Below are 21,652 nucleotides of genomic sequence, written 5' to 3'. Positions count from 1 at the left end.
GGTTGGGGTTCGCACGTGGCTCCTGCGGCACAATGAAGGCATGCCAGCCGGTGCCGCCATCAGTGTGCTCGGACCGCTGCGGGTAAGCGCCCCGGACGGGACCGCCGACGTGCGCGGAGCCCGGCTGCAGACCCTCCTCGCGGTCCTGGCGCTCGCCGCGGGCCGGGAGGTGGCCCGCGCGGACCTCCTCGAAGCGCTCTGGGACGACACCCTGCCGTCCGCCCCGGACAACGCGCTCCAGGCCCTGATCTCCCGGCTCCGGCGGGCCCTGCCCGGACTCGTCGTCGAGTCGAGCCCCACCGGCTACCGGCTGGTCGTCGGGCGCGACGAGGTCGACGCGTTGCGCTTTGAATCACTCGTCCTGGCCGTCGGCGCCGCCCGCGGCCACGAGCGGCGCGCCGCACTGCTGGGCGACGCCCTGGCACTGTGGCGCGGCCCGGCCCTGGCCGGACTGACCCCCACACGGGTCGTACGCGCCCACGCCACCCGTCTGGAAGAGCTCAGACGGCGCGCGAGGGAGGACCGCGTCGACGCCGAGATCGCGGGCGGTGGCGGCGCCGGACTCGTCGCCGAACTCGCGGGACTGGTCTCGGAGGACCCCTTCCGGGAGAAGTTACGCGTCCAGCTGATGCGGGCGCTCCAGGCCGCGGGGCGGCAGACCGAGGCCCTCGCCGTCTACGAGGAGGCGAGGGCCCAGCTCGTCGAGGCGTACGGAATCGACCCCTCGGCCGAACTCCACCAGGCATATCTGGACGTCCTGCGCGGTGAAGGACCGCCGTCGTCCCAACAGCCCCTCCGGGAAGCGCGGTTGCCCGTGCCGCTCACCGAACTGATCGGCAGGGAAGCCGATGTCGAACGGATCCGGGAACTCCTGGCCCGCGCCCGGCTGGTCACCGTCGTCGGCCCCGGCGGCGTCGGCAAGACCCGGGTCGCCCTGGAGTCGGCCCGCCGTGTCGACGCCCGCGGCACCGACCGCGTCTGCCTGGTCGAACTCGCCGCCGTCACCGACCCGGTGAACATACCCCGCACCATCCTGGACGCCACGGGCGCCGGCGAGGGCGGACTTCTCTCCGCCCCCGGATTCGAGGCCGCGCGGGGTGCCGTACTGCGCCGGCTGACGAGCCTGCTGGCCGAGGAACGCGTCCTGCTCGTCCTCGACAACTGCGAGCACCTCGCCGACATGGTCGCCGAGACCACCGCGGCCCTGCTCGCCCGCTGCCCCAACCTCCGTGTCCTGGCGGCCAGTCGGCAGCCCCTCGGCGTCAACGGCGAGCGACTGCACCACCTTTCCGGGCTGGCGCTGCCGCGGCGGACCGCCGACGCCCCCGACAGCCCCGCGGTACGGCTCTTCGTCGACCGCGCCACCGCCGTGCGCCCCGCCTTCGCGCTGGACGGGCACACCGCGGAGCCGGTCGTCGCGATCTGCCGCGCGCTGGACGGACTGCCGCTGGCCCTCGAACTCGCCGCAGCCCGGCTGCTGTCCCTCTCCGTCGGGCAGATCCGCGACCGCCTCGACGACCGGTTCCGGCTCCTGGGACCCGAAGGACATCCCGCCGACGGACGGCAGCGCACCCTGCGGGCGGTGATGGACTGGAGCTGGGACCTGCTGGACGACACCGAGCGCACCCTGGCCCGGCGGCTCGCCGTCTTCGCGGGCCGCGTCGACCTCCCGCTGATCGAGCAGGTCGTCGCCGGTGACGGACTCCCCGGCGACGACCTCGACACCCCGCTGTCCTCACTCGTCGCCAAGTCCATCGTGCAGACGGAGGAGACCGACGGGCGCATCGGCTACCGCATGCCCGAGACCGTACGGCTCTACGCCGCCGAGCAGCTCGCCGCAGCGGGCGACGAGGACAGGGCGAGACTGCGGCACGCCCAGGCGCTCCTGTCGATCGCCGAGACCGCCGAGCCGAAACTGCGCCGGATCGGACAGCCCGCCGAACTCACCGCGCTGACCGGCCTGTTGGACGACTTCCACGCGGCCCTTCGGTGGTCCGTCGACACCGGGCAGCCCGAACTGCCGCTGCGCCTGGTCGCCGCGCTGGAATGGTTCTGGCTGCTCAGCGGGCGGCGCGCGGAGGGCACGGAATGGACGCGCCGCGCACTCGCCGTGCCGTGCGGGACCCGGCCCAGGGAGCGGGCGATCGTCTGCACCATCGGAGGACTTCAGCACGGAGCCCTGCTCGGGCAGGAGGAAGGCGTCGCGTACCTCTTCGAGGCGCTGGCCCTGATCCAGGACCTGGCGGAGGCGGAAAAGGACCACCCGGTCCTGGTGGCCGCCTCGGTCCTGGGCTCCCTCGCCTCCGGAACGCCGGAACTGGTCAGCGAACTGCTGCGCGGACTCACCGGCCACGGGGACCCCTGGATCGGCTCGTTCGCCCGGATGCTCGGCGCCCGGATGCTCGCCAACGCCGGGCAGCCGCACGCCGCACGGGACGAACTCCTCGCCGCGCTGGACGGGTTCCGTACGCTCGGCGAGCGCCTCGGACTGACGTACACGCTCACCGCGCTGGCCGAGTCCGAGAGCGCCCGCGGCGACCATGTGGGCGCGATGAGCGCGCTGGAGGAGGCATTGCGCGCGGTCACCGAGCTGGGGGTCGCCGAAGACCGGCCGATGCTCATGGTCCGCCTCGCGGTGGAGCACGCCAGGACCGGCAGCCCCGACCGGGCCGAAGCCACTCTGGAAGAGGCCGCGGCGGAGGCGTTCCGGCTCGGCCTCGGCGAGGTGCTGGGCGTCGCCCACCACGTCCTGGGCGACCTGCGCCGCAGCGCCGGCCGACCGGCCGAGGCCCGCCGGCTGCTCGACCGCGCCCTCGCCGAGGTCATGGCCCACGGTCAGGGCGTCGGCCACCGTCCCGCCGTCCTCACCAGCCAGGGACACCTGGCCGTCGCCGAAGGCCGGCTACCGGCCGCGCTTCAGGCCTGTACGACCGCGCTGGACCTCGCCCGACAGGTCGAGGACGCCCAGTTGACGGCCCGTGTACTGGTCCTCGCCGCGGACATCGCCCTCGCCCAGGCCGAGCCCAAGTCCGCGGCGGTCCTCCTGCACACCGCCGCGGACGTCCGGGGCCAGCAGCTCGACGCCGACCCCGACGTCCACCGGGTCGCCCGGGCGACCCGGCTGGCGCTCGGGGACGACCGGTACGGGGCCGCACGGGCCGTGTCCGCGGACGAGACCGAGACACTGATCGCGGGCCTCGGCGGACGGCTCGCACCTCCGTCGGCACGGTGAGCGGGGACCGGGCGCGGACGGAGGTCCGGCTCAGCGGCCGACCGGCGTCGCCGCCAGCTCCGTGAGCAGGGGCACCACCGCGCTCGGCGCGGGCAGCCGGCGGATCTCGTCGGCGAGGGCCTCGGCCGCGGCGCGGTAACCGGGCGCGGACAGCACCTCCTCCACCGCCGCGCGCAGGCCCGCCGTGGACTCCGCCCGCAGGGCCGCGTCCAGGTCGAGCACCACGCCGGCACCGCGCGCCGCGATCCGCTCGCCGACCGCCGCCCACGAGGGATTCGGCTGGGCGACGATCAACTGCGGGACACCGAATGCCAGACCGGTCAGGGCGGTTCCCGCGCCGCCGTGGTGCAGCAGCGCGTCGCAGTCGCCGAGGAACAGGTCCAGCGGCACCTGCCCGGGCGCGCGCACGGCGGCGGGCAGGGCGCCCGCGTCCTGGGGCACGGCGGTGACGACCGACTCCAGGTCGGATACGGCGGCCAGTTCACGGATCAGCGCGTCCCACACCGCGGGCTGGGTCAGCATCGGTGTCTCGCCGCCGAACGACACGCACAGCCGGCGCCCCGAACGCGGCCGCTGAGCCCAACGGGGCGGCGTACCCGCCCCGTTGAACGGCACGAACCGCACCGGCTGCGCGGCCGCCGCGTCCGTGCACTGCAGACTCGGCGGGCACGGGTCGAGCACCATCGAGGGCAGCGCCGGACCGCCGTCGACCCCGCGCAGGGCCGCCACCTCGGCGAGTGCCTCGACGGCCCGCGGAATCGACTGCGAACTGATGCGGTCGGGCCCCCAGCGGTGCACCACGGCCGGGACCCGCAGCGCGGCCGCAACGATCAGACCGCTGAACTCGATCGGATCCACCAGGAGCAGATCCGGCTGCCAGTCACGGGCAACGTCCAGATGCTCGTCCAGGACGCCGTCGACCCGCTGCCGCCAGCGTTCCTGAAGCAGTGTCCAGTCCGGCCCCGCCCCGGGCAGCCCCGAGGGCGCCGCCGAGCGCCGGACGCGCCGGCCCGGCGGCTCGCTCACCACGGCCGCCGACAGCCCGGCGGCCGCCGCCCGCTCCGCCACGGGCGCGCCGCCCGCGACCAGGACCTCGTGCCCGGCCGCCCGCAGGGCCCAGGCGACCGGCACCATCGACATCAGATGACTCGGCACCAGCGCGACGATCAGCACCCTCATACGTGAACTCCCTTACCGCTCGCGGTGATAGGCGCGCAGTGCCAGCGGGGCGAACACCACGAAGAGGACGGCCGACGCGATCAGCGTCTTCGTCACGGGTTCGCCCACCGGACCGCCGACCAGCAGACCGCGGATCGAATCGGCCAGCATGGACACCGGGTTGAGTTTCACGATCGCCTGGAGCCACCCCGGCATGGTCTCCACCTGGACGAAGGCGTCGCTGATGAAGGTCAGCGGCAGCATGATCCCGAAGGCCAGCGCCTGCACATTCTCCGGATCCTTGGCCAGCAGCCCGGCCAGCACCGACGCCCAGGACAGTGCGAACGAGAACACCAGGAGCAGCAGGAACATCGGGATCAGCTGACCCCAGCTCGTCTCGATCCGGAAGCTCAGCAGCATCCCGAAGGCCAGCAGCAGCACCACCGACCACACGAGCATGACGTAGTCCGCGAAGATCCTGCCGATCAGCGGTGCGGTACGGGAGATCGGCAGGCTGCGGAAGCGGTCGAACAGCCCCTTCGTCACATCGGTGTTCATCCCGATCGCGGTGCGCGCGGTGACCAGGACGGTGCTCTGCACGATCAGCCCGGGGACCACGAACTGCAGATACGCGTGGCGCGAGCCGGCCATCTGACCCGCGAGGACGAAGGCGAACAGGAAGACGAAGATGACCGGCTGGATGCCGACCTCGACGAGCGTCTCCGGACTGTGCTTGATCTGCACCAGCTGCCGCCAGGCGACCGTGGCACTCTGCTGCACGGCCGCGGCCGGTCCGCGGCGACGGGCCACCCGGTCCGTGGGTTCGGCGATGGTCGTCATACCGGTGCTCCCGTCGTCAGCTGCTTGAACACCTCGTCGAGGCTCGGCTCGCGGATGGACAGTTCGGTGACCGCGATCCCGGCCTCGTCCAGGCGCCGCACGACCGCGTACAGGGCCGCCGTGTCGCTCACCCGGGAGGTGACGGCCTGGCCTTCGACCGTATGGCCGCCGGTCACCTCGCTCACGATGGCCGCCACCCGGTCCAGGTGCGCGCCGTCCAGCGGGCGTACCTGGAGCGTGGGCCGGCCCACCTCGCGCTTGAGGATCTCCGGCGTGCCTCGAGCCACGACGGAGCCGTGGTCGATGACCACGATGTCGTCGGCGAGCTGGTCCGCCTCCTCCAGGTACTGCGTGGTGAGCAGGACGGTCACCCCTCGGCGCACCTCCCCGCGGATGATCTCCCACAGCTGGTCACGGGCGTTGGGGTCGAGGCCCGTCGTCGGCTCGTCCAGGAAGATCACCTTGGGGTCGCCGACCAGACAGGCCGCCAGGTCCAGACGCCTGCGCATACCTCCGGAGTACGTCTTGGCGGTGCGGTCGCCGGCATCGGTGAGACCGAAGCGCTCCAGCAGGCTCAGCGCCGTGCGCCGGGAGTCGGCCCGCGACCGGCCGAGCAGCCGGCCCAGGAACACCAGGTTCTCGACGCCGGTCAGGGTGTCGTCGACGGAGGCGTACTGCCCCGTCAGGCCGATGATGTCGCGGACCCGGTCCGGGGCCTTCGCCACATCGTGCCCGTGGACGAAGGCCTGCCCGCCGTCCGGGCGCAGCAGAGTGGCGAGGATGCGTACGGCCGTCGTCTTGCCGGCCCCGTTCGGACCGAGCAGGCCCAGCACGGTGCCTTGCTCGGCCGCAAGGTCCACGGAAGTGAGCGCGACCGTCTCGCCGAAGCGTTTGGCCAGGCCGGCGGCCTCAATCGCGGCTGTCACAGGTCTGTTTCCCTTCTCTTTCCCTCCCCTGAGGGCAGCCCGTGGGGAGAGCCCGTGGGGAGGGGGGTCGGGTCCGGAGGCTAGGGAGCGGCACTTACAGGCGGCTGACACGGGCCTGACGCGAGTGTGGGCGGCAGCCCTCGATCGACGTTCCAGCCCCGCTTGAGTGGTCCGGGTGAGTCTGACCCGGACATTGAGGGGACCGTGCCGGGAGGCCTGCGTGCGAGTCGGCGACATCTACATCGATGCACTGGGGACATGGCTCCCCGAGCCCTACAGCGCGGAGCGTGCGGTACGCGAAGGGCTCTACGAAGCCGTGGACTTCGAGGAGAACGGACTGCTCGCGGCACGGGTCGCGGGCCCCGACGAGGCGCCGGCGGAGATGGCCGTCCGCGCGGTGCGGCAGCTCGCGGAGCGCCGCGGCTCGGATCTGTCCGACGTGGACCTCCTGGTGCACGCCGGTTCGTCCTGGCAGGGGCCGGAGGGCTGGCGGCCCGCCTCGTACATCCAACGCAAGACGGTGGGCGGCACCGGCCCCGCCTGGGAGCTCACCATGGGCTGCCTCGGCGGACTGACCGCCCTGGAGGTCGCGGTCGGCTTCCTGCGCGGCGACGCGTCACGGCGCACGGTGCTCTTCACCTCCGCGGACAACTGGTCGTCCCCCGTGGTGGACCGCTGGAGGTCCTTCCCCGGCGTCATCCTCGGCGACGGCGCGTCGGCCCTCACCCTGGGCAGGGGCACGGGGTTCGCACGGCTGCTGTCGGTCAACACCGGCGGCGTCCCCGACCTGGAGGGCATGTACCGCGGCAGCGAGCCCCTGTTCCCCGGCACCTCCCTGCAACGCGCCCCTCTGGACTTCCGGCTGCGAGCGACGGCGTACAAGGAGACCGAGCAGGCCAGCTCCGAGGCGATGATGCTGTCCGCCAAGGTCCAGCTGGAACTCATCGACCGCAGCCTCGAAGAGGCCGGCATCGGCCGCTCCGACATCACGCGTGTCGCCTACGTCAACTACGCACGGCTGGCGACCCAGATGTGGCTGCTCGATCCGCTCGGCATCCCGATGTCCACCTCCACCTGGGAGATCGGCCGGCACATCGGGCACATCGGCCCGAGCGACCAGCTCGTCTCCCTGGACCGGCTGCTGTCCCACGGTGAACTCGGCCCCGGAGACCACGTCCTGCTCGCCGGGCTCGGCCCGGGCATGACCCTCGGCAGCGCCGTGCTGGAGATCGTCTCCCGGCCCTCCTGGCTCGACTGACCTCCGGACACCGGACCCAGGATTCCGCACCACGCTCCCCGCTAGCAGAAAGGCTCTGTGATGGCCGACTCGCCGTCCGACGGTCGTTCGACCATGCCCATCGCCATCGTCGGTATCGGGTGCCGCTTTCCCGGCGCGCGCGGAGCAGACGCGTTCTGGTCGCTGCTCCGCGCGTCACGCGATGTGATCTCCGAGGTTCCGGCAGACCGCTTCGACGTCGACGCGTTCCACGAACCGGGCCCCGTCAAGCCCGGGAAGATCAGCACGCGGTACGGCGGATTCCTGGACCACGTAGACGAGTTCGACGCCGTCTTCTTCGGGGTCGCGCCCAAGGAAGCGGCGCACATGGACCCGCAGCAGCGCCTGCTCCTGGAGACGACGTACGACGCGCTGGTGGACGCCGGGATCGCCGCCGACACCCTCGCCGGCAGCAGCACGGGCGTCTTCGTCGGCCAGCTCACCGCCGACTACTGGGACCTGCTCAGCCGTGAGAGCGACCTCGACATCTATGCCAACACGGGCACGACCCGCGCGGTCACCTCGGGCCGGGTTTCGTACGCCTTCGATCTGCGCGGGCCCAGTCTGACGCTCGACACGGCCTGTTCGTCGGCCCTGACGGCGGTGCACCTGGCCTGCGAGAGCCTGCGCAACGGCGAGTCGTCCCTCGCCCTGGCCTCTGGTGTCAACCTGGTCCTGCAGCCGGAGCCGAGCATCACCTTCTCCCAGGCCGGAATGCTGGCACCCGACGGCCGGTGCAAGTTCGCGTCGCCCGCCGCGGACGGCTTCGTGCGCAGCGACGGCATCGCGACGGTCGTCCTGAAGCGGCTGGACCAGGCGGAGGCCGACGGCGACGACATCTACGCGGTCGTCCTCGGCTCGGCCGTGACCAGCGACGGCGAAGGCAGCGGCTATCTGCTCACCCCCTCGGTGGAGGGCCAGGAGAGGACCCTGCGCTCCGCCTACCGCAACGCCGGCGCCGACCCCGCCGCGGTGGGCTACGTCGAGGCCCACGGCACCGGCACCGCCATCGGCGACCGCGTCGAACTGACCGCGCTGGCCCGCGTCCTGGGCGAGAACCGCCCCGCCGGCGAGCCGTGCCGGGTGGGCTCGGTGAAGACCAACATCGGGCACACCGAGGCAACCGCCGGACTCGCCGGGCTCATCAAGACCGCCCTGTGCGTCAAGCACGGGCGGATTCCGGCCAGCCTGCACGCCGAGACCCTGACCGACTCCGTCGACTGGGACGAGCTGCCGCTGGTCGTCCAGCGCGAGCCCGCCGTCTGGGAAGCGCGGGGACCGCGGCTCGCCGGAGTGAGCTCCTTCGGTATCTCCGGCACCAACGCACACGTCGTCCTGGCCGAGCACACGCCCGCCGCGCCCGAGGCCAAGGAGACGCAGCCGGCGCCGGACGCCGAGGACGAGACCGGCCCGGTGCTGCTGCCGCTGTCCACCCGTGGCCCGGCCGCGCTGCGCCGGGCGGCCGCGGACCTGGCCGACTTCCTCGGCCCGGACGGCGCGGGGCGCGAGATCCCGCTCCGGGACATCGTGGCGACCGCCGCCACCCGCAGGCAGCACCTCGACAGCCGGGTCGCCGTGGTGGGCAGCTCGCACGACCAACTCGCCGAAGCCCTCCGGGCGTTCGGCGACGGAGCGCTCCCCTCGGGGGCAGGCCGCACGGCCGACGACGTCGAGGACAAGCCCGTCCGAACGGTCTTCGTCTTCCCCGGCCAGGGTTCCCAGTGGGTCGGCATGGGCCGGGAACTGCTCGCCACCTCGCCGGCCTTCCGCGAGGCCCTGACGCGCTGCGACGAGGCGGTACGGGCCGAGACAGGCTGGTCGGTCCTGGACCGTATCGCCGACGACGCGCCGCTCACCGAGATCGACGTCATCCAGCCCACGCTCTGGGCGATGGAAGTGGCCCTGGCACACCTGTGGCGGTCCTGGGGAGTCGAGCCCGACGCCGTCGTCGGGCACAGCATGGGCGAGGCGGCCGCGGCGTGCGTGACGGGCGCGCTGACGGTCGAGGACGCGGCGGCCGTGATCTGCCGGCGCAGCCGTCTCCTGCGGCAGGTCGCGGGCCAAGGAGCCATGGCCTTCGTCGAGTTGACCGCCGAGGAGGCGGAGCGGGAGATCGCCGACCACGCCGACCGGGTGTCCGTCGCCGTGATCAACGGCCCCACCTCCACCGTGCTGGCGGGCGACCCGGGAGCGCTGGAGGAGATCCTGGACCGTCTGAAGCAGCGGGACGTCTTCGGCCAGCCGATCAAGGTGGACGTCGCCTCGCACAGCCCCCAGATGGATCCCCTGCGCGAGCAGCTCCTCGAAGAGCTCTCCTTCGTACGGCCCCGCTCCGGCAGCGTCCCGTTGCACTCCACCGTTCTCGACGAGGTGCTGGACGGTTCCCAGCTCAACACCGGCTACTGGGCGTTGAACCTGCGGGAACCGGTGCGCTTCGGTCCCGTGGTGCAAGGGCTGCTGAACACCGGACGTACGCTCTTCATCGAGATGAGCCCCCACCCGGTGCTCGTGCCCGCGGTGCTCGAATGCCTCTCCCTGGCCGGGGAGAACGCCGGCGTGGTAGTGCCCTCGCTGCGCCGGGACGAACCCGAGCGCGCGACCCTGCTGGACGCCGTGGCCACGCTGTACACGGCGGGTGTCCCCGTCGACTGGCACAGCCTGGGCCATGAGGGCAGCCCGGTACGGCTGCCCAAGTACCCCTGGCAGCGGAGCAGCCACTGGTACACGCCGAGCCGGCCCGCCGGAACGCCCCTCGTGCGCGGGGCGGCCGCCCCGGGGCATCCCCTGCTGGGCGCACGGCGGACGAGCGGGCCCGACCTCGTCCGGGAGGGAAGGCTGGACCTCGCCGGCACCAACGCCTACCTTGCCGACCACCAGGTGCAGGGCGCCGCCCTGCTGCCCGGCACCGCGTACGTGGAGATGATGACCGCGGCGGCCCGCGAGGCGCTCGCACCCCACCAGCCGGCCCTCACCGAACTCGGCTGCCACCGGGCCATGTTCCTGCGCCCCGGCGAAGAGCCGCTCGTCCAGGTGCGGATCAGCGGGGCCGGTTCACCGGATCCGCGTATCGAGGTCCGCAGCAGCGTGGACGGCGAGCCGATGATCGTGCACGCCACGGCGCGGATCCTCACCGACGGCCCGGCGCCGCGTACAGCGGACGACACCCTGGCGTCCCGGTCGGCGGCCCGCGAACGGGCCACCGGCCACTGGAGCGGAGCGGACTTCTACGCCGACTCCGCGCGCAGCGGCAACATCTGGGGTCCGGCGTTCCAGGGGATCACCGAACTGTGGCGCAGGGACGGCGAGGCGCTCGCCCGGGTCCAGACGCCGCCCGCACTGCGTACGACGGACGACGCGCAGATCTTCCACCCCGCCCTGCTGGACGCCTGTGCCCAGGTCCTCTCGGCCACTGTCACCGGGCAGGACGGCGCCGCGTCCGAGGTGTTCGTGCTGGCGAGCATGGACCGGGTCAGTCTGTACGGCAGCCCCCGGGGACCGTTGTGGAGCCATGCCGTGCGCACGTCCCGGGACGACGTCTCCTACGTCGGGGACATCACCGTCACCGATGAGGACGGCACGGTCCTCGCCGAACTGCACGGCGTACGGCTGCGCTACCTGGAACGCGAAGGCGTCCGGCCGGGCGACGCGAACCCGCGCACACGCCACGGCAGCACGCCGGACGACGACCGGGAACTGTCAGAGTGGCTCTACGAGCTCGACTGGCGGCCCGCGCCGCGCCGCGCCGGAGGGGAACTCCCGGACGGCCCCTGGCTGGTCTTCGCGGACCGGCACGGCGTCGGGACCGCGCTCGCCGAGCGACTGACCGCGGCGGGGCGGACCTGCGTACGGGTGTCCGCCGGTGCCGGCTATCGCCGGCTGAGCGACACCGCGGTCGAACTGGACCCCGGCTCCCCGGACGACTACCGCAGGCTGCTGAGCGAGCTCGACCGGTCCGCGCCGTGGCGGCTCGTCCACCTGTGGAGCCTCGACGACGGCCCCGCCCACCACGCCTGCCACGACGTACTGCGCCTCGCCCAGTCCTCCGGCCGACTGCGGGCCGGCATCGCCGGGTACTGGCTCGTCACACGGGGCGCGCAGACCGCCGTCGACACCGACCGCGTCCAGGCACCGGCCCACGGCGCCGTCTGGGGAATGGCCCGGGCGATGGCCCGCGAGCACCCCGGATGGGCCGTGCGGCTGGTGGACCTCGGCGCGGCGGACGGCGCCGACGCCCTGCTCGGCGAGCTCACCGAGGACGGGACCGAGGACCAGATCGCGCTGCGCGCCGGCACCCGGCTCGCCGCCCGGCTGGTGCGCCGGCCCTGGCGCCGGGAGAGCCGGCCGAGTCCGGCCGCGACCGGCCCCTCGCAGAACCTTCGGATGTCCGTCGAGGCACCGGGAGTTCTCGGCAAACTGAGCTTCGCCCCCGCCGAACGGACCGCACCCGGGCCCGGCGAGGTCGAGCTCCGGGTCGACCACGTGGGGCTCAACTACCGTGACGTACTCCTCGCGTTGGGGGCCCTGCCGGACTCCGCGGGAGCACCGCTCGGACTCGAGTGCAGCGCCACCGTGACCGCGGTCGGCGCCGAGGTCACCTCGGTCCGCGAGGGCGACGAGGTCGTCGCCGTCGTCGAGGGCGGCCTCGCCCAGTACGTACGGACATCGGCGCACATGGTGGCCCGTCGTCCCGCGGGACTGTCGGCGGCGGAGGCCGCGACACTGCCCATCGCCCTGGTCACCGCCTACCACGCGATGTTCGACGTCGCCGGACTCCGCGAGGGCGACCGGGTGCTCATCCACTCCGCCACCGGCGGGGTCGGCATGGCCGCACTCCAGCTCGCGCGCTGGAGGAACCTGGAGATCTACGCCACCGCCGGCAGCCCCGAACGGCGCGCCCTGCTGCGCGCGATGGGCGTCCGGAACGTCGCCGACTCGCGCTCGCTCGCGTTCGCGGACATGGTGCGCGAGGCGACGCTGGGGGAGGGGGTGCACGCCGTCCTCAACACGCTCAGCGGGCAGGATGCGATCTCGGCGAACCTCTCCCTGGTCGCCTCGCACGGCACCTACGTCGAGCTGACGAAACGCGACCTCTACGCGGGCACCCCGATCGACCTGCGACCGTTGCTGCGCAATGTCTCCTTCTCCGTGGTGGACGTGGTGGACATGCTCCAGCGCCGGCCGCGGATGGTCGGCGAGGTGCTGGCCAAGGCACTGCGGCTGGTCGCGGCGGGTGAGCTCGGCCCGCTGCCGTACCGCGTCTTCCCGGCCGCGCGGGCAGGCGACGCCTACCGGGAGATGGCCGCGGCGCGGCACACCGGCAAGGTGCTCGTCGCCCTGGACGGCAGCGAGGAACAACCGCGGGCCGAGCGCCCCGCAGGGCGACGCGGGCGGACGCCCGCCGCGAGCGGCGCCGGACACCCGCGGATCAGCTCCGACGCGACCTACCTCGTGAGCGGCGGACTGGGCGGCCTGGGACTGGAGGTGGCGCACTGGCTGGCCGACCGGGGAGCGCGGGAACTGCTCCTGCTCGGCCGGACCCCGCTCGCCGCGGACGGATCGCCCGACGTACGTCTGGAGGGCCTGCGAAGCCGCGGGGTCAGGGCCGACTACGAGGCGCTCGACGTGGCCGACGAGTCTGCCCTCCGCGACGTCCTCGCGCGACGCGCTTCCGCCGGGCTGCCACCGGTCCGCGGTGTCGTCCACGCCGCCGGAGTGGTCCTGTTCAAGAGCCTCGACGAGACGACCCGCGAGGAACTCACGGGCTCGCTGCGGCCCAAGGGGGACGGCGCGCTCGCACTGCACAACGTGCTCGATGGTGCCCCCGACGGCGCTTCGCTGGACTTCTTCGTCCTGTTCTCCTCCGGATCCTCCATCCTCGCCTCCCCGTTGCTGGGCGCGTACGCGGCCGGGAACGCCGCGCTCGACTCCTTCGCCCGGTGGCGCCGGCAGGCCGGACTGCACGCCCTGTCGGTCAACTGGGGCTTCTGGTCCGAGGCGGGCCTCGCGGCGAAGTTCGACCAGGAACAGGGCCGTCCGCTGGCGCCGGCCGGCATCGCCACCTTCACTCCGGCGCAGGGCCTGCGCATCCTGGAACGGCTGCTCGCCGAGGACGCGACCGAGGCCATGGTGATGCCGGCCGACTGGGAACGCTGGGCCGCCACCTACCCGGAGGCGGCATCGGCCGCGCTCCTGACGGAGGTGCTCGGCCGCGACCTGCCCGCCGCCGTGCCGACGCCGCCCGCGGACCGGCACGCCCCCGTCCCGGCGACCGCGCCGCACGTCGAACCCGAGCCGCAGCCCGAGCCCGAACCCGAACCCGAACCCGCGTCCGGCGGACGGGACATGGGCGAGTACCTGACCCGGAAGATCGCGGAAGTGCTGGGACTGCCCCTCGATCAGGTCAGCAGGAACCGCCCGCTGAACCGGCAGGGCATGGACTCGCTGATGGCGGTCGCGGTGCGCACCCGGGTGCAGGAGGAACTAGGCGTGACGATGTCGATGGCCAAGATGCTGGGCGGCCAGACCATCAGCGAACTCGCGGGCGAACTGGCGGCCGATGTGACGGCCGGCACGGGGTCGTGACGGGGAGGCGTGGACCATGCGAGTGCTGTTGACCACCTGGGCCGCACCGGGGCATCTGTTCCCGATGGTCCCACTGGCCTGGGCTTTCCAGGCCGCCGGACACGAGGTACGGGTCGCGGGCCCGCCGTCCTGCCAGGACGCCATCACCCAGGCGGGGTTGTCCGCCGTCGAGGCCGGCGACCAGGCCGCGATCGCCGGGCTGCCCAAGCCGCCGGAGCTGGCGGCCTGGGGGCGCCCGGCCCGCTGGCCCAGCGGATGGTCGGCCGACCTCGATCTGCTGGACACCGGGCAACGCCGGGTGATCCGCGCGCTGTACGAGAAGCAGTGTGCCGTGGCCGGCCTGATGCTGGACGACCTGATCGCCTTCGGCCGCTGGTGGCGCCCCGACCTGATCGTTCATGACGTGCTCTCGATGGCCGGACCCGTACTCGGTGCCGTGCTCGGGGTGCCCGCGGTCGGCCACGGCTGGGAGATCGGCAGCACACTGCACCCGCCGACCGGTGACTCCGACGCGGAACCACTGCCCGCCTACCTCGAACTCTTCGAGCGGTACGGCGCCGATGTCACCGAGCCGGTCGGCTGGGTCGACCCGTGCCCGCCCTCGCTGCGGCCCCCGGACGGCCGCCCGGTGAGGCGGCTGCCGATGCGGTGCGTGCCGTACAACGGCTCGGGCCTCCAGCCCGGTTGGCTCGCAGAGCGCGGCCGGCCCCGGGTCTGTGTGACCGCCGGAGTCGCCGGCGCCCGCTACCGCGACCCCGGCGGGCCCGACGTCCTCGCGCTGACCCTGGCGTCACTGGCGGCCACCGAGGCCGAGATCGTCCTGGCGCCGAGCGGTCCCGTCGCGGAGGAAGGGCTGCCGGACCAGGTGCGCGTCGCCCGCGGGATCCCGTTCCGCATGCTGCTGCCCACCTGTGACCTCGTGATCCACCACGGCGGCGCGGGCACCGCGCTCACCGCAGTCGTCCTGGGCGTCCCGCAACTCGTCGTACCGCCCTCACCGATCTGCACGGAGATCGGCCACGGGATCGTGCGCGGCGGCGCGGGCGCGATGCTCGACCGTCTCGACAGCACCGAACTGCTGCTGAAGACGGCCACCGAGATGCTTGCGGCCCCCGAGCCCTACAGGGAGGCCGCAGAGCGGGTGCGCTCGGAGACGGCGGCGCTGCCGTCCCCGGGCGTCCTGGCGGCCGAACTCGGGGCGTCGTGAACGCGCCCGGCACCGTGAACGCCGTGGTCGTCGGCGGCAGCGGCTTCCTCGGACGGCACATCTGCGCCGCCCTCGCCGCCCGCGGCGCCCACGTCCTGTCGGTCGCCCGCCGCCCCGCGCCCGGTGTGCCCTCCGCCCGGGTCGACCTCGTCGGCGGACCGCCGGCCGCGCTCGCCGACGTACTCGTCGACCATGGCGCGACCGTCGTCGTGAACGCCGCCGGGGCGGTGTGGAACTACGACGACCGAGCCCTGGACGAGTCCAACGTCGTGCTCGTGGAACGGCTGCGGGACGCGGTGGCGAAGGTGCCGCACCGGGTGCGCGTGGTGCACCTCGGCTCGGTCTTCGAGTACGCGATGCCCGAGCCAGGCCACCACCTCACCGAGGACGCGCCGCTGAACCCGTCGACCGCGTACGGCAGGACCAAACTGCTGGGCAGCCGGACCGTCCTCGACGCCACCCGGGCGGGTCTGCTGGACGGTGTGGTGCTCCGCGCGACGACGTGCGCGGGGCCCGGGCTGCCGCGCGCCGGTCTGCTCGGCCGGGTCGCCGCCGAGCTGCGCACCGCCGCCCTGCGCGGCGAACCCGCGGTGATACGGCTCGCGCCGCTCACCGCCGAACGCGACTTCGTGGACTGCCGCGACCTCGCCGATGCCGTGGCCGCCGCCGCGACCGCTCCCGTCGTCGGACGGGCGGTCAACATCGGCAGCGGTACGGCCGTGAGCGTGCGCCGGCTGGTGGACCTGCTCGTCTCCGTGAGCGGCGTGCCCGCCACGGTCGTCGAGGAGGGCTCCGCCGGCGGGCGCAGCGCCGGGGTCCACTGGCTCGCCGTACACACCGGGCTCGCCGAGCGGCTGCTCGGCTGGCGCCCCCGGCACAGCCTGGCCTCGACGGTCGAGGCGATGTGGAGCGAGGCCATCACCAACGCCGAGGAAGGGCCTGACTGAGCCGATGGACATACGCAGCGCAATGCTGGAACTGACCCGGAAATTCCACCAGGAGCAGACCGAGGAGAGCTTCGTCCCCGGAGAGACGGCGATCCTCACCTCGGGTGCGGTGCTGGACGAGGAGGACCGGGTCGCCTTCGTCGAAGCGGCTCTGGAGATGACGATCGCCGCCGGGTCGCGCGCCCGGACCTTCGAGAGCCGGTTCGCCCGCGCCATGAAGGTGCGCAAGGCGCATCTGACCAACTCCGGTTCCTCGGCCAACCTCCTCGCGCTCAGCGCCCTCACCTCGCCGCAGCTGGAGGACGCCCGCCTGGTCCCCGGCGACGAGGTGATCACGGTGGCCACGGGCTTCCCGACGACCGTGAACCCCGTCCTGCAGAACGGCCTGGTCCCGGTCTTCGTCGACATCGAACTGGGCACGTACAACACGACGCTGGAGCGGATCGAGGAGGCGATCGGACCGCGCACCCGCGCCATCATGGTCGCGCACGCGCTCGGCAACCCCTTCCAGGCGGCCGAGATCGCCGAACTCGCCTCCCGGCACGACCTGTTCCTCGTCGAGGACAACTGCGACGCCGTCGGCTCGTACTACCAAGGACGCCTCACGGGCACCTTCGGCGACCTGTCGACCGTCAGCTTCTATCCCGCCCACCACCTCACGATGGGCGAGGGCGGCTGTGTACTGACCGGCAATCTGGCGCTCGCGCGGATCGTCGAGTCCATGCGGGACTGGGGGCGCGACTGCTGGTGCGAGCCCGGCGAGGACAACCGCTGTCTGCGCCGCTTCGACTACAGCTTCGGCACGCTGCCGCAGGGCTACGACCACAAGTACGTGTTCTCGCACGTCGGTTACAACCTCAAGACCACCGACGTGCAGGCGGCGCTCGGCCTGAGCCAGCTGCGCCGGCTGGAGGAGTTCGGCACGGCGCGGCGGCGCAACTGGCAGCGGCTGCGCGAGGGGCTGCACGGCGTTCCCGGCCTGCTGCTGCCCGAGGCGACGCCCGGCAGCGACCCCAGCTGGTTCGGCTTCGTGCTCACCGTGCTGCCCGACGCGCCGTTCACCCGCAGCGCCCTGGTGACCTTCCTGGAGGACCGGAAGATCAGGACCCGCAGGCTCTTCGCGGGCAACCTCACCCGCCATCCCGCCTATGAGGGGCGGAACTTCCGGGTGGTCGGGGAACTGACCAACAGCGATGTCACCACCGAGGCGACGTTCTGGATCGGCGTGTATCCCGGCATCACCCCGGAGATGGTCGACTACATGGTCGCGTCGATACGGGAGTTCGTGGCCGCGGCCTGACCGGGCGCGGACGCGGAAGGGGGCGGCCACCGGCCGCCCCCTTTGCTGTGCCTGGGTGTCACTCCTCGCCGAGCGCGTGCTTCGCCCACCCGTCCGCGTTCACGTCCGGCTGGAGCGCGGCGTGCCCCGCCATGCAGTGCACGTCCCGCCACCCGCGCTGCACGGGGCTCGACTGGCCCTGGCCGCGGGCGCCGCTCATCCGCAGCAGCCCGTTCACCGCGTCGAGAAGCAGATCGACCGCGACCGAGTAGTCGCGCGTCGCGCGCAGTGCCAGCGCCCGGGTGACCTCCGCGCCGTCGGCCTCGGCCGCCGCGCGTTCGACGAGCAGCCGGGCCGCGTCCAGGTCCGCCGCGGCCCGGGACAGCGCCATGCGCACCCCCGGACGAGCGCTGCTCCTGACCCCGTAGATCTCCACGCGTTCCGCGGTCCAGCCCGTCCAGTGGGCGAGCATTCCCTCGACGGCGCCGATCCCGGGTGCCACGAAGAACAGCCCGTTGATCAGCTTGTGGGGGACCCGGAGCGCGCGCGGGAGAGCGGGGTCGGTGTGGCCGGTGAGCACCGAGCGGTGTTCGAAGGTGCGGTGCGCGGGCACGAAGACGTCGTCGACGAGCACGCTGTTGCTGCCCGTGCCGCGCAGCCCGACGTTGTGCCAGGTGTCCAGCACCTTGTAGTCGCGGCTCGGCAGGACGAAGTGACGCAGCGCCGGCACGCCGTCCGGGCCGGGGACCGCGCCGCCCACCATCGTCCAGTGCGCGTGGTCCACCCCGCTGGCGAAGCCCCAGGTCCCGCTCACCCGCCAGCCGCCCGGCACCTCGCGGACGGTGCCCGACGGCGCGAAGGACCCGGCGAGCGGCACGTCCGGTCCATCGCCCCACAGCTCGTGCTGCCCCTCCTCGGGCAGATGCGAGCACATACGGGCCACCGCCGTGAGCACCCCGCCGCACCAGGCGGCCGACATGCAGCCGGTCCCCACCGTGGCGAGCGCCCGGGTGAGGTCCTGGACCGACCCCGGCACGGCGGCCGAGCCGCCCCACCTCTCGCCCACGAAGTGCCGGGCGAAACCGGCACTCACCAGTGCCTCCGCGACAGCGGGTGAGAGCCGGTCGGCGGATTCGGCGGCGGCCGCGTTCTCGGCGGCGAGCTCAGCCACCTTGCCCGCGGCCGCCGCCAGCCCCGTGTCCGCCGGGGGAGCGGTGGGCGTCGTGTTCGTCATGGGCATGGGTCTCCGCCTCTCGGGTCTGACTGTGTGGGGATCCGGTCTGCAGGCCGTGGAACGCGCGGGCGAAATAGACCAGCGGCCGTCCCGCGAAGACTTCGCAGCGGCGCACCAGGCCGACCAGGATCACGTGGTCCCCGGCGTCGATCCGACGGTCGAGTTCGCATTCGATCCTGGCCACCACGCCACCCAGCAGCGGCACCCCGCGCAGGCCCTCGGAGGCGGGCAGACCGTCGTACTTGTCGATGTTCTTGGTGGCGAACCGCTGGGCCAGGTGTGCCTGGTCCTCGCGCAGCAGATGTACGGCCATCACCTCCGCCTTGTCGAACGCCGGCCGGCAGTCGGCCGTGCGGTCCAGACAGACGAGGACCAGCGGCGGTTCGAGCGACAGAGACGAGAATGCCGTGGCGGTGAACCCGCGTCGCACCCCGGCCGAGTCGACCGTGGTCACCACGGCGACCCCGCTCGGCCACCGGGACAGCGAGTCGCGCAACAGGATCCGGTCCACACCGGTGGACGCGGTGGTCATGGCGGGCTCCCCGGACCGGTACGCGCTCCATCGCGTACGGCGTCGACCAGTTCCGCCTGCCGAACGGCCGCCGCGCGTTCGGGCGCCGGGTCCCCGTCGCCCAGGGCCAGCTCCGCGAACCGGCCGGCGATGTTGGCGAACTGGTCGTCGGCGGCGAGCGTCAACTCCTCGACACGGTCCTGCCGTTCTACCCGCAGCACGGGCCGGTGCGTGGGCGGAGGGGTGAAGGCGCGGTCGAGGACGATCCGTCCGCTGCTGCCCCACAGGGTGTACGCGGAGCGGTAGGCGTGCCGGAAGCCGAAGGACACGTGGGAGGTGACTCCCGTGTCGCCGCGCAGCAGCGCGTCGCCGGCCACGTCGACCCCGTACGACTCGTCGGTCGTCAGGGCCGCGCCGATCACCGACACCGGGCCACCCAGCAGGAGTTGGGTGACCCGAAGGGTGTAGACGCCCGCGTCCAGCAGGGCGCCCCCGCCGAGCTCGGGCCGGTGGCGGATGTCCGGTGCGGGAAGCGGCGGGAAGCCGAACTCCGCGGTGATGGACCGGAGTTCACCTATCTCACCGCGTTCCAGCAGGACGGCGACCGTGGCGTGCTGCGTGTGGTGGAGGAACATGAAGCTCTCCATCAGCACCAGCTGCCCCTCTTCCGCGAGGGCGGCCAGATCCCGGGCCTCCTGGGCGCCGGTGACCATCGGCTTCTCGACCAGGGCGTGCTTGCCCGCCTTCAACGTCCGTGCCGTCCAGGGCGCGTGGAGCGCGGGAGGCAGCGGTACGTACACCGCGGCGATGTCGTCGCGTTCCAGCAGCCGCTCGTAGCCGTGCACCGCGGCCGCGCCGAACCGGGTCGCGGCCGCCTCGGCGCGATCCCGGTCGCGGCTCGCGACCGCGGCGATCTCGACCGCCGGGTTGCGGGCCATCGCGGGCAGCATCCGGCGCATGGCGATGCCGCCGCAGCCGAGCACTCCGATCCGCAGCGGTGCTCCGCGCCCGGTCACCACAGGCTGTGCAGACAGGCGACGAGGCTGCGCGCCTGGACGTTGAGATAGTGACTGTGGCGCAGCAGCCGCGTCACCTGATGCATCGTCAACCACCGGTATCCCTCGGGCTCGTGGATGGGGAAGTCGTCCTCGACCTCGATGACCGTGTAGCGGCACTCCGCGTGGTGGAAGCGGCCGCCCTCCTCGGACTGCACGGCGTCGAAGCGCACCCGCTCCTGGGGTACGCCGGTCACCTGGTCGAGGAACCGCGGCCGGTGGCCGTCGGGCAGGCCCCGGTAGTTGTCCGGGGTGCACTGCACGGTGGGTGCCAGCTCGATGCCGTGCAGATGGCCGCCCTCGGGCCGGGCGTGCAGCAGGACGTGCAGCACGCCGTCGATGTTCTTGACCAGCAGCGCGGCGAGGCCCAGACCGTGCGGGGCCAGCAGCGGCTGCGTCCAGTTCAGCACCTCGCGGCTGCCCGCCGTCACCCGGGCGCCGATGATCGAGAAGTGCCGGCCCTCGGCGTGACTGATCGCGTCCGCGGTGCGGTTCCAGCCCTCGATCCGGTTCAACGGGACGCGCTCGGTGCGCAGTTCGTGCCGGGCCGTGGTGTCCGTGAACCAGCTGAGCACCGCGCGCGCGGGGTGCAGGGCGCCCTCCTCGGGTGCCAGCGAACGGCGCAGGGCGGCGCGGAAGTCACCGTGCGGCCCCGGCGCAGGTGCTCCGGTCGGGCGGGCGAACGGGACACAGGACAGCACCGTCCTGGCGTCCATGTTCACCATGTTGTCCATCCGCAGGAGTTCCTGGATCTCGCCGATCGTCATCCAGCGGTAGTCGTCGTGCGGCGGTACGTCCTCGGTCGTCTCGACCACGATGTTGCGGTTGCGCTTGCCGAGGAACCAGGAGCCCTGCTCGGACTGCAGGACGTCGACGAGGACGTCGGACCGGCCGGGCTCGGTGAAGTACTCCAAATAGCGCACGCTCGAACCGCGGTGTACCCGCTTCTGGTTGCTGCGGGTGGCCTGCACGGTCGGCGACAGCTGGACCACGTTGACGTTGCCGGGCTCCATCTTGGCCTGCATCAGACAGCGCAGGACGCCGTCGGTCTCCTTGACGACGAAGCCGAGCATGCCGATCTCGGGCTGGTTGATGATGGGCTGGTCCCATTGCGGGACCTTCCCGTAGTCGCTGTGCACCCGGTGGCCCTGGACCGTGAAGAACTTGCCGCTGCGGTGAACGAGATCGCCCGTGTCCGCAGCGAAGGACCACTCCTGGAGCTCGTCGAAGGGGACGCGCGTCACCTCGAAGGTGTGCGCGTCCCGCCGCGCCGTCAGCCAGTTGAGCGCGGCCTTGACGGACGCGCGGTCCTCGGTGGCCGCCGCCGACTCGGTGAACCGGGCGTCCGGGCCGGGACTGTGCCCGGCCGACAAAAGGTCACGTGCCATGCCTCACCTCGCTGGAG

General features: G+C 72.9%; 13 protein-coding genes. 6 read left to right on the top strand and 7 right to left on the bottom strand.

The genetic code is table 11. The features are described 5' to 3' along the window. Positions 1-40 precede the first annotated feature (40 nt). The gene (locus tag AB5J50_RS05640; protein ID WP_369255461.1) at positions 41-3,232 is read left to right on the top strand and encodes a BTAD domain-containing putative transcriptional regulator; all 3,192 of its coding nucleotides are present in this window, start codon (positions 41-43) and stop codon (positions 3,230-3,232) included. Positions 3,233-3,262: 30 nt separating this feature from the next. Here AB5J50_RS05640 and AB5J50_RS05635 read toward each other — a convergent pair whose 3' ends face one another. From AB5J50_RS05635 to AB5J50_RS05625, 3 genes are read right to left on the bottom strand one after another with little or no spacing between them, the layout of a single operon-like run. Beyond that, complete coding sequence (locus tag AB5J50_RS05635; RefSeq protein ID WP_369255459.1) at positions 3,263-4,411, bottom strand: nucleotide disphospho-sugar-binding domain-containing protein; 1,149 nt, start codon at positions 4,409-4,411, stop codon at positions 3,263-3,265. Positions 4,412-4,423: 12 nt separating this feature from the next. Beyond that, positions 4,424-5,230, bottom strand: coding sequence for an ABC transporter permease (locus AB5J50_RS05630; RefSeq protein WP_330302520.1), 807 nt, complete (start codon positions 5,228-5,230; stop codon positions 4,424-4,426). Next, complete coding sequence (locus tag AB5J50_RS05625; RefSeq protein WP_369255456.1) at positions 5,227-6,156, bottom strand: ATP-binding cassette domain-containing protein; 930 nt, start codon at positions 6,154-6,156, stop codon at positions 5,227-5,229. Before AB5J50_RS05625 ends, AB5J50_RS05630 begins: the two co-directional genes overlap by 4 nt. Before the next feature lie 220 nt (positions 6,157-6,376). Between AB5J50_RS05625 and AB5J50_RS05620 the strand changes: the two genes are divergently transcribed. The 5 genes from AB5J50_RS05620 (at position 6,377) to rfbH (ending at position 17,468) form a co-directional block, all read left to right on the top strand. Next, the gene (locus AB5J50_RS05620) at positions 6,377-7,414 is read left to right on the top strand and encodes a ketoacyl-ACP synthase III family protein (protein ID WP_369255454.1); all 1,038 of its coding nucleotides are present in this window, start codon (positions 6,377-6,379) and stop codon (positions 7,412-7,414) included. A 93-nt stretch (positions 7,415-7,507) separates the two neighbouring features. Next, positions 7,508-14,014, top strand: a complete 6,507-nt coding sequence (locus AB5J50_RS05615) for an acyltransferase domain-containing protein (RefSeq protein ID WP_369255452.1) — start codon at positions 7,508-7,510, stop codon at positions 14,012-14,014. Between the two features lie 16 nt (positions 14,015-14,030). Further along, a complete protein-coding gene (locus tag AB5J50_RS05610) occupies positions 14,031-15,221 on the top strand; it encodes a nucleotide disphospho-sugar-binding domain-containing protein (RefSeq protein WP_369255450.1) in 1,191 nt (396 codons plus the stop codon). Next, positions 15,218-16,168 carry an NAD-dependent epimerase/dehydratase family protein gene (locus tag AB5J50_RS05605; RefSeq protein ID WP_369255448.1) on the top strand — a complete coding sequence of 317 codons (951 nt, stop codon included), beginning with the start codon at positions 15,218-15,220 and terminating at the stop codon, positions 16,166-16,168. Before AB5J50_RS05610 ends, AB5J50_RS05605 begins: the two co-directional genes overlap by 4 nt. A gap of 4 nt (positions 16,169-16,172) precedes the next feature. Continuing rightward, on the top strand, positions 16,173-17,468 hold the full coding sequence (gene rfbH / locus AB5J50_RS05600) for a lipopolysaccharide biosynthesis protein RfbH (RefSeq protein ID WP_369255446.1): 1,296 nt from the start codon (positions 16,173-16,175) through the stop codon (positions 17,466-17,468). 58 nt (positions 17,469-17,526) lie between these two features. Here rfbH and AB5J50_RS05595 read toward each other — a convergent pair whose 3' ends face one another. The 4 genes from AB5J50_RS05595 to AB5J50_RS05580 are packed head-to-tail and all read right to left on the bottom strand — an operon-like array spanning position 17,527 to position 21,635. Continuing rightward, positions 17,527-18,681 (bottom strand): acyl-CoA dehydrogenase family protein, encoded by a 1,155-nt coding sequence (locus tag AB5J50_RS05595; protein WP_369255444.1) that lies wholly within the window; start codon positions 18,679-18,681, stop codon positions 17,527-17,529. Then, positions 18,611-19,213, bottom strand: coding sequence for a flavin reductase family protein (locus AB5J50_RS05590; RefSeq protein WP_369255442.1), 603 nt, complete (start codon positions 19,211-19,213; stop codon positions 18,611-18,613). Before AB5J50_RS05590 ends, AB5J50_RS05595 begins: the two co-directional genes overlap by 71 nt. Beyond that, complete coding sequence (locus AB5J50_RS05585) at positions 19,210-20,208, bottom strand: Gfo/Idh/MocA family protein (RefSeq protein WP_369255440.1); 999 nt, start codon at positions 20,206-20,208, stop codon at positions 19,210-19,212. The genes AB5J50_RS05590 and AB5J50_RS05585 overlap by 4 nt, the downstream gene beginning before the upstream one ends. After that, positions 20,205-21,635, bottom strand: a complete 1,431-nt coding sequence (locus AB5J50_RS05580; RefSeq protein WP_369255438.1) for an NDP-hexose 2,3-dehydratase family protein — start codon at positions 21,633-21,635, stop codon at positions 20,205-20,207. Before AB5J50_RS05580 ends, AB5J50_RS05585 begins: the two co-directional genes overlap by 4 nt. Positions 21,636-21,652: the final 17 nt, after the last annotated feature.

The organism is Streptomyces sp. R35 (assembly GCF_041053035.1).
Taxonomy (GTDB): Bacteria; Actinomycetota; Actinomycetes; order Streptomycetales; family Streptomycetaceae; genus Streptomyces; species Streptomyces lutosisoli.
The sequence above is the reverse complement of the archived record's forward strand: the minus strand, read 5'-3'. Positions and strand labels throughout refer to the sequence as shown.

What these genes read in the sequence shown, in the direction of transcription:
- AB5J50_RS05640 (WP_369255461.1), top strand. Translation starts at nt 41, where the DNA reads ATGCCAGCCGGTGCCGCCATCAGTGTGCTCGGACCGCTGCGGGTAAGC.
- rfbH (WP_369255446.1), top strand. Translation starts at nt 16,173, where the DNA reads ATGGACATACGCAGCGCAATGCTGGAACTGACCCGGAAATTCCACCAG.
- AB5J50_RS05615 (WP_369255452.1), top strand. Translation starts at nt 7,508, where the DNA reads ATGCCCATCGCCATCGTCGGTATCGGGTGCCGCTTTCCCGGCGCGCGC.
- AB5J50_RS05590 (WP_369255442.1), bottom strand. Translation starts at nt 19,213, where the DNA reads ATGACCACCGCGTCCACCGGTGTGGACCGGATCCTGTTGCGCGACTCG.
- AB5J50_RS05610 (WP_369255450.1), top strand. Translation starts at nt 14,031, where the DNA reads ATGCGAGTGCTGTTGACCACCTGGGCCGCACCGGGGCATCTGTTCCCG.
- AB5J50_RS05635 (WP_369255459.1), bottom strand. Translation starts at nt 4,411, where the DNA reads ATGAGGGTGCTGATCGTCGCGCTGGTGCCGAGTCATCTGATGTCGATG.
- AB5J50_RS05595 (WP_369255444.1), bottom strand. Translation starts at nt 18,681, where the DNA reads ATGACGAACACGACGCCCACCGCTCCCCCGGCGGACACGGGGCTGGCG.
- AB5J50_RS05630 (WP_330302520.1), bottom strand. Translation starts at nt 5,230, where the DNA reads ATGACGACCATCGCCGAACCCACGGACCGGGTGGCCCGTCGCCGCGGA.
- AB5J50_RS05580 (WP_369255438.1), bottom strand. Translation starts at nt 21,635, where the DNA reads ATGGCACGTGACCTTTTGTCGGCCGGGCACAGTCCCGGCCCGGACGCC.